This window comes from Gluconobacter sp., from assembly GCF_047722525.1.
Lineage (GTDB): Bacteria > Pseudomonadota > Alphaproteobacteria > Acetobacterales > Acetobacteraceae > Gluconobacter.
In genome coordinates this window covers 367,804-379,860 of sequence record NZ_JBDNYY010000001.1, presented here as the reverse complement: position 1 = coordinate 379,860, position 12,057 = coordinate 367,804, and the positions used below count along the sequence as shown (strand labels likewise).

The window sequence follows — 12,057 nt, the reverse complement described above, 5'->3', positions numbered from 1 at the left end:
CCCAAAACGAGCCATGCACCCAGCCTATTGGCAGATAAAGACGCGGCTACCCGACTGATTTCTTCTTCAGTAGGACAGCGGTACTGACCAAGCGTTGCGTGACGGCCATCCTCGGCAATAATCATCCAGCGCTTCATTCTTCATTCCCTTTGTCATCAGGTACGTAATCTGTTCCGGCATCAGACCCCAAGCGCACAGACAGCCCTTTCGATTGATTCAGCAGGTTTCCTCATTAGAAAGTCAAAATTTATCATTTTGTGCAGAAAGTGGCGTCTTCTGTGTAAGCTGCGTGGAACGCCGTCCGTACCTGCCCAACAAAAAACGACTTTCATAATTCATTCCCTGCCAGGCAGACATTCCACTCAAGTGAAGCCCTGACATGCCGTTAACCAAAGAACGATATTGATTTTCGATCTGTTTCTGGTTTGGCTTCTGCCGAAAGATGGGGGTGACTGTCTATCGCTTTTGGTGACCGAGCAAATCAGTTGGGGGTGAAGCGTTGTCCATAAGAAGATCGGCCCAGACCTGGGCAAGTTCTTTTCGTCGCTCACGATGAAGAGCACGATTATAGGCTGCTTCCACCCGATCCTTGTTCTGATGCGCCAGCATGAGGTCGATGATGGCCCTGTCGGACGGGTAGCGTTCGTTCATGATTGACGAGAATGACGCCCGGAAGCCGTGCGGAACGTGGCGCCCGGAATATCCTGCCCGCTGAAGAAGATAACTGAGCGCGTTCTCACTCATCGGGCGATGCGCCCATCGGTTGTTTGGGAAAACGAGCGGCCCTTTGCCTGTCAGCAGGAAAACTGCCTCGAGAATCTCCCGCGCCTGTCGGGAGAGGGGGACTTCATGTTCCCGACGCATTTTCATGCGCTCTGCCGGAATCAGCCAGACGGATCGATCCTCTGAAAGTTCGTGCCAGCCCATGGCATGGACCTCGCCGGGACGTACAGAGGTAAGGGCCAGAAAGCGGAGCGCCAGTAACGTCACAGGGTGAGCCGGAATGGCTTCAACCTGACGGAACAGATCGCGCAGCTCCCCCAGATCGGTGATGGCGGGCTGACGACCTTTTTTCAGCGGGACGAGTGCCCCCTTGATGACCGCTGCGGGATCCTGTGTGCCCAGACCGTGGGCAATGCCGAACAGGAAAAGCGCGCTCAGTCTCTGACGTATCCGGCGTGCCGTTTCCCTGGCTCTTCCGGCTTCGATCTTTCTGATGGTCGCGAGCACCATTGGCGGAGTGATATCGTCAAGATTGAGAGAGCCCAGATCAGGCCAGACGAACCGCTCCAAGCTTGTTTCGACGTCTTTCCGGTGGCGCGGGGTCCAGCGCGAGGCCTGGGAAGCGATCCAGATTTCTCCAACGTTTCTGAGTTGGTGATCTGTCTGGCGGGCTTCTGCCTGACGCTGTTTGCGGGTCAATGAAGGATCCCGACCGGCACGAAGCTCGCTACGCGCCTGATCACGGGCGTCTCTCGCTTTTGCCAGCGTCACTTCAGGGTAAGTACCAAATGCAAGGAGCTTCTCCTTGCCACCAAAGCGATACTTCATACGCCAGAGGCGCGATCCGTTAGGCTGGACCAGAATAAAAAGACCACCTGCGTCTGCAAGCTTGTAAGCCTTGCCTTTCGGGGCAATGCGCCGGAGCTGGACATCTGTCAGCATCGATACCCCCAAGACCAGTCTGATACCCCCATAACTACCCCCGCATTGCATGCGCTTCAAGGATTGCCACAGTACGCTCTGGATCGTTAAAATCGTCGGAAACCCGCCGAATTCAAGGCCGGATGCGCATCATGGAATGTCATGGAATATATCTTCTGGCGGAGAGGGTGGGATTCGAACCCACGATACGCTCTCACGTATGGCGGTTTTCAAGACCGCTGCCTTAAACCACTCGGCCACCTCTCCATCCGGCGGCCCTCATTTCTGAAAAGCGCAGCGCGGATCTGAGTGCTTCATGCGACGGGAAGCATCCGGCGTCAAGCCATCGTGTTACATGAACCCTTTCGCCTTACTTTTTGAAACGCATGAGGGGGAGGTCAGCAACATTGAAGCATGCCATCTAGAATGATGTGGAGGCGCGATGTCTGCGTCTCCGGCTGCCATAACCTCCAAGGATATGACGTCCATGACGATCTTTCGTCCCGTTGCTTTCCTTCCTGTCATTGCTGCCCTCGGTCTGGCGATGGCTCCTCTTGTGGCTTCGGCTGAAGGGCATCACTCTCCGGACGGCCTGCGTCCTCCGCCGGGAGGTCCGCATGGTGGTCCGGGTCACATGATGCCTCCCATTCCGCCTGGCGTTACGCTGACAGCTACGCAGAAAGCGAAGTTCAAGACCATTTTTGACAAGGCGCATCAGGACGAGCATGCCCTGCGTCTTGAAGGGCGTGCCATCGACGAAAAGATCCATGCTGCGCTTGAAACGGCAGGAGATCTGGATCGCTCCGCTCTTGCAGATCTGAGTAGGCAGGAGGATGCGGTCAAGGCCAAGATCTCCGCACTTCACCTTGAGACCATGGAAGAGCTTCATGACCTTTTAACGCCGGCTCAGCGCCAGCAGGCCAAGGATACGATGGACAAGCTCAAGGCACTTCATGAACAGATGAAGGCTCTGATGGGGCACCCGCCGGAAGGCGATCCGGACGATATGCCCTGAAAACGGCTGATCCTGCGTCTATTGCTTGACGCTTCTGCATCAAGACGATAGAGCAGTCCTGTTTCCGGACACGCCACCTCGCGAAGACTCGCGCAGTGGCGTGTTTCTGTTTGCTTTAAGGTGACCCGTTGTTCGATCAACTCTCAGGCAAGATGTCCGGTGTCCTCGAAGGGCTTTCCAAGAACGGGAAGCTTTCGGAGGCTGATGTCACCGAGGCCATGCGTGAAGTGCGTCTCGCCATGCTGGAGGCAGACGTTGCTCTGCCTGTGGTGCGGGACTTCGTCAACAAGGTCCGTGAACGTTCTGTCGGGCAGGAAGTGCTGGAAAGCGTTTCTCCCGGTCAGGCCGTCGCCAAGATCGTCAATGACGCGCTGATTGACGCGCTTGGCGGGGCAGGGGCGGTGCCGCTGAACCTGTCCGCCAATCCGCCGGTTCCGGTGCTGATGGTGGGTCTGCAGGGTTCAGGCAAGACCACGACGTCCGGCAAGATCGCACTGCGCCTGTCCAGCCGCGAACACAAGAAAATCCTTCTGGCCAGCCTGGACGTCCAGCGTCCGGCTGCGCAGCTCCAGCTTCAGCAGCTGGCCGAGCGCGTCAACGCCAAGACCGGCCGTGTGCAGGCTCTGCCGATCATTGCCGGGCAGTCTCCCGTCCAGATCGCAAAGCGTGCTCTGGAGACGGGGCGTCTTGAAGGCTACGACGTCGTCATTCTCGATACAGCAGGCCGTCTGTCGATTGATGAGGCGCTGATGGATGAGGTGCGGGAAATCCGCGCTCTTACCAATCCGGCCGAGACACTGCTGGTCGTCGATGCGATGACCGGTCAGGACGCCGTCAACACCGCCAAGGCGTTCAACGAGGCTGTTGGCATTACCGGCGTTGTCATGAGCCGTATGGACGGTGATGCGCGCGGTGGTGCGGCCCTGTCCATGAAGGCGATCACGGGCGCGCCGATCAAGCTGACTGGTTCGGGTGAGAACCTCGAAGCGCTTGAAGAATTCCACCCCGAGCGTGTTGCCGGCCGTATTCTCGGCCTGGGTGACGTTGCCGGGCTGGTGGAGCGTGCTGCCGAAACCCTCGACCACGAGGAAGGTGAGCGCGTCGCCAAGAAGATGCTCGCGGGCAAGTTCGATCTGGATGACTATGTCTCCCAGATCGACCAGATCAACCGCATGGGCTCGATTTCCGGTATTCTCGGCATGATGCCGGGGATGGGAAAGATCAAGGACATGCTGGGTGACAAGGAGATCGATACGTCGATCTTCAAGCGTCACAAGGCCATCATTTCCTCGATGACGAAGCAGGAGCGCAAGACGCCGGACATCATCAAGGCGTCCCGCAAGAAGCGCATCGCGGCAGGTTCGGGAACCACGGTTCCCGAGATCAACCGTCTGCTCAAGCAGTTCAACGACATGTCCACCATGATGAAACGCATCAGCAAGATGGGCCTTGGTGGCCTGATGCGTGGCATGGGTGGTGCAGGAGGTCTGGCGGATATGATGAAGGGCCTTGGCGGTCCCGGGGGTAAGCCCGGTGGACGCCCGCCTTTCGTCTGATCCGTCCCGTTTTTACAAGTCTGTCTCTCAGGAGTATTTCATGAGCCTCAAGATCCGCCTTGCACGTGCAGGTGCCAAGAAGCGTCCCTACTACCACATCGTTGTGGCCGACAGCCGTAGCCCGCGCGACGGCCGTTTCATCGAGAAGGTTGGTTCCTACAACCCGATGCTGCCGGCCGATCATGCCGACCGTATCCGTCTCGTTGACGAGCGCATCAAGCACTGGCTGTCCAACGGCGCCCTCGCCACGGACCGTGTTGCCCGTTTCCTCGGCAACGCCGGTCTCGCTCCGAAGCCGACCTACAACGAGCAGCCGAAGCAGTCCGCTCCGAAGGCGAAGGCTCAGGAGCGCGCCAAGGCCGCTGCTGCCGCTGCTGCCGCGGCCTGATCAAGCCGCTTTTCAGGAAGCCTGAGACGTGCCCCGCTTCAACCCTGACTGTGATGTCCTGATTGCCACCGTCGGTCGCCCGCACGGTGTTCGCGGTCTGGTGCATCTTCATGCTGCCACCGACGATCCGGCTTCGGTCGAGACGCTGGGCGCGCTGCATGACGAGCAGGGGAGAAGCTGGACCGTGCGCTGGATTTCAGCAGGCGTGGCTGCGCTGACGGATGCTGGCGGACAGGATCTTCCTGACCGTACGGCTGCCGAACGTCTGGTCAATGCAAAGCTGTATGTTCCGCGTACGGTTCTTCCCAAGACCGGGGACGACGAGTTCTATCATGCCGATCTGATCGGCATGACGGCCGTCTCGGAAACCGGAGATATTCTGGGAACGGTCTCGGTGGTTCACGATTACGGCGCGGGCGTCAGCCTTGAAGTGGATCGTGGACTGATCGTGCCGTTTACGCTGGCCTGCGTGCCCCGCGTGGATCTGGTAAAACGGGAAGTGGTTCTTATCCCTCCCGTTGAAGTCGAGGTCGAGGGGGATCTCTCCGGCGAGGTCCAGGTGCGGGCATGAGCTGGCGCGCGGACATCCTGACCCTTTTCCCCGATATGTTCCCGGGGCCGCTGGGGTTTTCCCTGGCGGGCCGGGCGCTTGAGCGGGGGATCTGGTCCTGTGAGGCGCATGACCTGCGCCAGCACGGACTGGGACGTCACCGGGCCGTGGATGACACGCCTTTCGGTGGCGGAGCCGGCATGGTGATGCGGGCAGACGTTCTGGACACGGCCCTCTCGGCGCTTCCCGCGCTGGATGGCCGTCCGGTTGTCTATCCGACGCCGCGGGGCAGGCGCATGTCGCATGAAGATGCGGAGCGCCTGTCGTCCGGGCCGGGGGTCGTGGTTCTCTGCGGTCGCTTTGAAGGGGTGGACGAACGCGTTCTGGAAAAGCACGATATCGAACAGCTCTGCATGGGCGATGTCGTACTGTCAGGGGGGGAAATTCCTGCTCTGACTCTTCTGGATGCATGCGTCCGTCTTCTTCCCGGCGTCATGGGGTCGGACGTCAGCGGTCAGGACGAGAGCTTTGCCGACGGGCTTCTTGAATATCCACAGTACACCAAGCCGGCAGTGTGGGACGGGCGGGACGTGCCCGACATTCTTCTCTCCGGCAACCATGGTGCCATCGCCCGCTGGCGCCATGAACAGTCAATCGCCGTCACGAAGGCGCGCCGCCCGGACCTCTGGGATGCGTATCTGGCACGACAGCAGGTCCATTGAAGTTTTGTTTTCAGGAGTTTGGTCATGAACATTATCCAGCAGTATGAGGCGCGCGAGATCGAGCGTCTTTCCGGCGCCCGCGCTGTTCCCGAGTTCATCGCAGGTGACACGGTCCGCGTTGGCGTCCGTGTTGTCGAAGGCACGCGTGAGCGTGTGCAGAACTTCGAAGGCGTTGTCATTGCCCGTTCCAACAAGGGTCTGAACAGCAACTTCACGGTTCGCAAGATCTCCAACGGTGAAGGCGTGGAGCGCGTGTTCCCGCTGTACGCTCCGTCGATCGCCAGCATCGAGGTCGTGCGTCGCGGTAAGGTCCGTCGCGCGAAGCTGTATTATCTGCGTGGCCGTTCGGGCAAGTCCGCTCGTATTGCCGAGCGTCCCCGCGATCTGCCCAAGGCGGACAGCAAGGCCGCTTCCTAAACCGTTCGGAGTAGAGACAGGATGCCCGTTACCAATTCGCCCAGAACCCTTTTTGACAAGATCTGGGACGATCATGTCGTCGAACGTCTCGAGGACGGGACGTGCATCCTCTACATCGACCGGCACCTCGTTCATGAGGTGACAAGTCCGCAGGCTTTTGAAGGTCTGCGGATGTCCGGGCGCCGCGTACGCCGTCCGGACGCCACGGTGGCCGTGGTGGACCACAATGTCCCCACGTCCGACCGTTCCAAGCCGATCGAGGAGCCGGAAAGCCGCCTCCAGATCGAGACGCTTGAGAAGAATGTCGCCGAGTTCGGCGTTCCCTATTTTCCGCTGCGTTCCGCCTCTCAGGGGATCGTGCATGTCGTCGGTCCGGAGCAGGGCATTTCCCTGCCGGGTATGACGATTGTCTGCGGCGATAGCCATACCTCCACGCATGGCGCCCTTGGTTCGCTGGCATTCGGCATCGGGACGTCTGAAGTCGAGCATGTGCTCGCGACCCAGACGATCCTGCAGAAGCCCGCGAAGAACATGCGCGTCTCGGTTGAAGGCAAGATCGGCCCGGGTGTGACGGCCAAGGACATCATGCTGGCTATCATCGGCCGGATCGGTACTGCTGGCGGGACCGGACATGTCATTGAATTCGCAGGATCCGCGATCCGTAATCTGGACATGGCGGGGCGTATGACGCTGTGCAACATGTCCATCGAAGCCGGTGCACGCGCTGGTCTGGTGGCCCCTGACGAAACGACCTTCGCCTATGTGAAGGGTCGTCCGTTCGCACCGAAGGGCGAAGCGTTCGAGCAGGCCTGCGATTACTGGCGCAGCCTGGCTTCTGATGAGGGGGCTTACTTCGACACGGAAGTTACGCTCGCCGCTGAAGAGATCATCCCGTCCGTCACGTGGGGCACCAGCCCGCAGGACGTGCTGCCGATTGATGGTTCCGTGCCGTCTCCGTCTGATGAGCCCGATCCGGCTCGTGCAGCCCAGATCCAGCGCGCCCTGGATTATATGGGTCTTGAAGCCGGGCAGAAGATCGCCGGGACGCCGGTGGATGTGGTGTTTATCGGCTCCTGCACGAACAGTCGTCTGGAAGACCTGCGCGCTGCTGCAGACGTGGTTCGTGGACGTCACGTGGCCGAGGGTGTTCGCGCCATGATCGTCCCGGGTTCAGGGTTGGTAAAGCACGCAGCCGAAGCCGAAGGTCTGGACAAGGTCTTCCTTGATGCAGGCTTTGAATGGCGCGAAGCCGGCTGCTCGATGTGTCTGGGGATGAACCCGGATCGCCTGACGCCGGGTCAGCGCTGCGCTTCGACATCCAACCGCAATTTCGAAGGTCGTCAGGGCCCAGGTGGGCGGACGCATCTGTGTTCGCCGGCCATGGCGGCGGCGGCGGCTGTCACGGGCCGTCTGTGCGATGTCCGTGAACTGGTGAAGGAGACCGTCTGATGGACAAGTTCACGGAACTGACCGCCATTGCGGCACCGATGCCGACCGAGAACATCGACACGGACCAGATCATTCCGGCGCGTTTTCTCAAGACCATCCAGCGCACGGGGCTGGGCAAGAATGCGTTCGCGGCCCAGCGCTATGACGCCGAAGGCAACGAGAACCCGGATTTCGTGCTCAATCAGGAGCCTTATCGGCATGCCGAAATCCTGATCACCTATGACAATCTGGGGTGTGGTTCTTCGCGTGAGCATGCGCCCTGGGCGCTGCTGGATTTCGGAATCCGCTGCGTTATTGCGCCCAGCTTTGCCGATATCTTTTTTAATAACTGCTTCAAGAACGGTATCCTTCCGATCCGGTTGCCGCGCGAAATCTGCGACGAACTGATGGATGATGCCCGTCAGGGTTCAAATTCGCGTCTGACGGTGGATCTGGAGCGTCAGGTGATCGTGCGTCCGAATGGCGAGACGATCGCGTTCGATGTTGATCCGTTCCGGCGCCACATGCTGCTCGAAGGTCTGGATGATATCGGGCAGACCATGGCGCATGATGCCGAGATCACCAGCTTCGAGCACCGTCCGAGCCGTGCCTGGGTGCCGTCAATTACCATGGGAACTTCGAAATGAGCGACGCATACAAGCTTCTGGTTCTGGCCGGAGACGGCATTGGTCCGGAAGTCATGCGCGAAGTTGCGCGGATCGTGCACTGGATGAGCGCACATCGCGGTCTGAAGCTGGACATCACGGAAGAACTCGTCGGTGCGGCCTCCCTTGCCGTACATGGTGTGCCGATCCGGGATGAGGTCGTCGAACTGGCGCGTCAGTCTGATGCCGTTCTGTTCGGCTCGGTGGGTGATCCGGCCTGGAGCCATGTCAGTTTTGACAAACGTCCGGAAGTGGCGATCCTCAAGCTCCGCAAGGAACTTGAACTGTTCGCCAATCTGCGTCCGGCCAAGCTGTTTGATGCGCTGATTGACGCTTCTGCTCTAAAGCCTGAAGTGGTGCGCGGGCTTGACCTGATGATCGTCCGTGAGACGGTTGGTGGCATCTATTTCGGTGAGCCGCGTGGGATCGAGACCCTGCCGGATGGTTCACGCCGCGGGATCAACACGGAAGTCTATACGACCTCTGAAATCGAGCGTGTGGCCCGCGTTGCTTTCGATCTTGCCCGCAAGCGCGACAATCGCGTGTGTTCGGTCGAGAAGTGCAACGTCATGGAAAGCGGCCTTCTGTGGAAAGAGGTCGTAACCGACGTCCACAAGCGCGAATACCCGGACGTGCAACTGTCCCATATGCTGGCCGATAACTGCGCAATGCAGCTCGTCCGTGATCCGAACCAGTTCGATGTCATCGTGACCGGCAATCTGTTTGGTGACATTCTCTCCGATCTGGCCTCGATGCTGACGGGATCGCTGGGAATGCTGCCTTCGGCCACGCTTGGTCCGGTTCGTGCCGATGGCAGGCGCAATGCTCTCTATGAACCGATCCATGGCAGTGCTCCGGACATCGCAGGAAAGGGGATCGCCAATCCTCTGGCCCAGATCCTCTCGTTCGCCATGCTGCTGCGTTATTCCCTCAACCGGGGTGACGATGCGGATCTGATCGAAACGGCTGTTTCCAACGTTTTGGCCTCCGGTCTGCGGACTGGCGATATCATGTCACCGGGCATGGCTCGAGTCGGCACCGAAATGATGGGGCAGGCGGTTCTTCGCGAAATGGAAAAGCTGGCCTGATTTTTCAGCGCGGCTTTTCTGGCTCCGTCCCCTTCAAGGCGTCTTCCTCAGGGAAGGCGCCTTTTTTGTTGACTGGAGCCTGGCCGCCTGTGGTCAAAACTGCCCGAACGTGTCTAGGATCGCGCCGTCGAAATGATCCGGAAACCTGTCATGTCCTTTATTGCCGACCGTCTGAACCGTATTCTTCCCAGCCAGACGATTGCCGTGACCCAGAAAGCACGCGCCCTGAAAGCTGAGGGTCGCGATATCATCAGCCTCTCCGCAGGAGAGCCTGATTTCGATACGCCTGACTTCATCAAGCGGGCGGCGATCCGGGCTATCGAGGCAGGCAAGACAAAATACACCGATGTTGCCGGGACCCTTGAGCTCCGCAAGGCTGTGGCGGCGCGTCTGAACGCTGATTTCGATCTTGATTACAAGGCTGAGGAAATCTGCGTCTCCACGGGCGGCAAACAGGTCATCTATAATGTTATGGTCTCGACGCTGAACGCAGGTGACGAGGTCATTATCCCGGCTCCTGCCTGGGTGTCCTATCCCGATATCGTGACGCTGGCCGATGGCACGCCTGTCATTGTCCAGACCGCCCCGGAAAACGGTTTCCGCCTCACGGGCGAGCAGCTTCGCGCTGCGATTACGCCCCGTACCAAATGGCTGTGCCTTAATTCGCCCTGTAATCCGACAGGTGCGGCTTACGATGCGGCGGCCCTGAGGGAATTGACGGACGTTCTGCTGGACTATCCGGATATCTGGATCCTGACAGACGATATGTACGCCAAGCTCCTGTATGACGGCGCAGTTGCAAAGACCGTCGTGCAGGTCGAGCCGCGCCTGCGGTCGCGCACCGTGACGATGAACGGTGTTTCCAAGGCCTATGCCATGACAGGCTGGCGGATCGGGTTTGCTGCGGCACCCGTGGAATTCACAAAACAGCTCATCAAGTTGCAGGGGCAGAGCACGAGCAATCCCTGCTCCATCGCTCAGGCTGCCGCACAGGAAGCCGTGTCCGGTCCGCAGGACTTTATTTCGGACATGGTGAAGGTCTATCAGGAGCGGCGCAATCTGGTGATCGGCATGCTGAACGATGCGCCGGGCCTGAGTTGTGTGCTTCCGGAAGGAGCCTTCTACGCCTTCCCGTCCATTGCCGGAGCGCTGGGCAAGACCAGCAAAGGGGGGCGTCTGATTGATGGCGACGAGGCTTTCGTGACCGCCCTTCTTGAGGAAACCGGCGTCGCGGCCGTGCATGGAACGGCATTCCTGACGCCGGGATATTTCCGGATCTCCTATGCCACCAGTACTGAACTGCTGAAGGAGGCCTGCACCCGCATCCAGAATTTCTGCCGGGGGCTTTCATGAGTTTTACCATTGCCTCACGCCTCGCGAATCTTCCGCAGCCCGCGACCATCGCGATGGCTGCGAGAGCGCGTGAACTGAGGGCGCAGGGAGCAGACGTCATTTCCCTCGCTCTCGGGCAGCCGGATTTTCCTTCCCCGCCAGAGGCCATCGAAGCCGCCTATGGCGCAGCAAAAGCGGGAGACACCGGCTATCCGCCAATCCGGGGTCAGAAGCCCCTGATTGACGCCATTATCCGGAAGTTCCGGCGCGACAACGGTCTGGACGTCACGCCTGACCGGATCATGGTTGCGAATGGCGGCAAGCAGGTGATCTTCAATGCGCTGATGGCTTCTCTGGAAGCTGGCGACGAGGTCATTGTGCCTGCGCCTTACTGGGTCAGCTATCCGCTGATTACCCGCATGCTCGGTGGGGTTCCGGTCGAGATCCGCTGTCGGGAAGAAAATGGTTTCCGGCCTGACCCCGCGGCAATCCGCGAGGCCATTACGCCGCGCACGAAATGGCTGGTGCTGAATTTTCCCAACAACCCGACCGGTGCCATCCTTGAGCGTCAGGATCTGGAAGCCATTGCGGATGTGCTGCGGGACGCGCCGCATGTTCTTGTGATGAGCGACGAGATCTACGAGCATCTGACGTTCGACGGGAAAAAACACCTGTCCCTGCTGAGTGTCGCGCCCGATCTGGCGGATCGCATCCTGATCGTGAACGGGATGGCCAAGGCCTATGCGATGACGGGCTGGCGGGTCGGGTTCGCCTGTGGTCCGGTTCCCCTGATCGAAGCGATGATCGGCGTGCAGGGCAACTCCACATCCGGTGTGTGCACGCTGGCGCAGGCGGGATCGGTCGCGGCGCTGGATGGAGATTCCGACGGGATCGCACGGATGCTGGAAACCTATGAGCGCCGGCGCGGGCTGGTCGTCGGAACATTGCAGGGCGTTCCCGGCCTGACCTGTGTGATGCCGGAGGGGGCGTTCTATGCCTATCCCGGGATTGCGGCGCTGATCGGCGGGACGTCGGGGCAGGGCCGGTTGCTCGATACGGATGTGGCATTCGCAGAAGCGTTGCTGGACGAGGCCCATGTCGCGACCGTGCCGGGTTCGGCTTTCGGATACAGTCCGTATCTGCGCCTGTCCTTTGCGGCGTCGGATGATCAGCTTGTGGAGGCCTGCCGTCGTATCGCGCAGTTCGTGGGCGATATCCAACGCCTTTGACAGGCATGGACGCGGGAGCGGGG

At 59.8% G+C, this 12,057-nt stretch carries 12 protein-coding genes and 1 tRNA gene; 11 read left to right on the top strand and 2 right to left on the bottom strand.

Features of this window, described 5'->3' with window-relative positions; genetic code table 11:
- Positions 1 to 456 precede the first annotated feature (456 nt).
- Positions 457 to 1,665, bottom strand: a complete 1,209-nt coding sequence (locus ABF859_RS01835; RefSeq protein ID WP_415525551.1) for a tyrosine-type recombinase/integrase — start codon at positions 1,663 to 1,665, stop codon at positions 457 to 459.
- A 156-nt stretch (positions 1,666 to 1,821) separates the two neighbouring features.
- Positions 1,822 to 1,911 (bottom strand) — tRNA-Ser (locus ABF859_RS01830).
- Between the two features lie 220 nt (positions 1,912 to 2,131).
- Between ABF859_RS01830 and ABF859_RS01825 the strand changes: the two genes are divergently transcribed.
- From ABF859_RS01825 to ABF859_RS01775, 11 genes are all read left to right on the top strand, one after another.
- Positions 2,132 to 2,659 carry a Spy/CpxP family protein refolding chaperone gene (locus tag ABF859_RS01825; protein WP_415525549.1) on the top strand — a complete coding sequence of 176 codons (528 nt, stop codon included), beginning with the start codon at positions 2,132 to 2,134 and terminating at the stop codon, positions 2,657 to 2,659.
- Between the two features lie 128 nt (positions 2,660 to 2,787).
- Positions 2,788 to 4,215 carry a signal recognition particle protein gene (gene ffh / locus ABF859_RS01820; protein WP_415525547.1) on the top strand — a complete coding sequence of 476 codons (1,428 nt, stop codon included), beginning with the start codon at positions 2,788 to 2,790 and terminating at the stop codon, positions 4,213 to 4,215.
- Positions 4,216 to 4,255: 40 nt separating this feature from the next.
- Complete coding sequence (gene rpsP / locus ABF859_RS01815) at positions 4,256 to 4,603, top strand: 30S ribosomal protein S16 (protein WP_211557497.1); 348 nt, start codon at positions 4,256 to 4,258, stop codon at positions 4,601 to 4,603.
- Between the two features lie 28 nt (positions 4,604 to 4,631).
- On the top strand, positions 4,632 to 5,174 hold the full coding sequence (gene rimM / locus ABF859_RS01810) for a ribosome maturation factor RimM (RefSeq protein WP_415525544.1): 543 nt from the start codon (positions 4,632 to 4,634) through the stop codon (positions 5,172 to 5,174).
- Positions 5,171 to 5,875, top strand: coding sequence for a tRNA (guanosine(37)-N1)-methyltransferase TrmD (gene trmD, locus ABF859_RS01805; RefSeq protein WP_041110660.1), 705 nt, complete (start codon positions 5,171 to 5,173; stop codon positions 5,873 to 5,875). The genes rimM and trmD overlap by 4 nt, the downstream gene beginning before the upstream one ends.
- A gap of 24 nt (positions 5,876 to 5,899) precedes the next feature.
- The gene (gene rplS / locus ABF859_RS01800; RefSeq protein WP_415525542.1) at positions 5,900 to 6,292 is read left to right on the top strand and encodes a 50S ribosomal protein L19; all 393 of its coding nucleotides are present in this window, start codon (positions 5,900 to 5,902) and stop codon (positions 6,290 to 6,292) included.
- A gap of 21 nt (positions 6,293 to 6,313) precedes the next feature.
- Positions 6,314 to 7,741: a 3-isopropylmalate dehydratase large subunit gene (leuC, locus tag ABF859_RS01795; protein ID WP_415525540.1), complete on the top strand. Its 1,428-nt coding sequence runs from the start codon at positions 6,314 to 6,316 to the stop codon at positions 7,739 to 7,741.
- Positions 7,741 to 8,367 carry a 3-isopropylmalate dehydratase small subunit gene (gene leuD, locus ABF859_RS01790; RefSeq protein ID WP_415525538.1) on the top strand — a complete coding sequence of 209 codons (627 nt, stop codon included), beginning with the start codon at positions 7,741 to 7,743 and terminating at the stop codon, positions 8,365 to 8,367. Before leuC ends, leuD begins: the two co-directional genes overlap by 1 nt.
- Complete coding sequence (gene leuB, locus ABF859_RS01785) at positions 8,364 to 9,473, top strand: 3-isopropylmalate dehydrogenase (protein ID WP_415525536.1); 1,110 nt, start codon at positions 8,364 to 8,366, stop codon at positions 9,471 to 9,473. The genes leuD and leuB overlap by 4 nt, the downstream gene beginning before the upstream one ends.
- Positions 9,474 to 9,623: 150 nt before the next feature.
- Positions 9,624 to 10,826, top strand: coding sequence for a pyridoxal phosphate-dependent aminotransferase (locus tag ABF859_RS01780; protein WP_415525534.1), 1,203 nt, complete (start codon positions 9,624 to 9,626; stop codon positions 10,824 to 10,826).
- Positions 10,823 to 12,034, top strand: coding sequence for a pyridoxal phosphate-dependent aminotransferase (locus tag ABF859_RS01775; protein WP_415525532.1), 1,212 nt, complete (start codon positions 10,823 to 10,825; stop codon positions 12,032 to 12,034). Before ABF859_RS01780 ends, ABF859_RS01775 begins: the two co-directional genes overlap by 4 nt.
- Positions 12,035 to 12,057 lie beyond the last annotated feature (23 nt).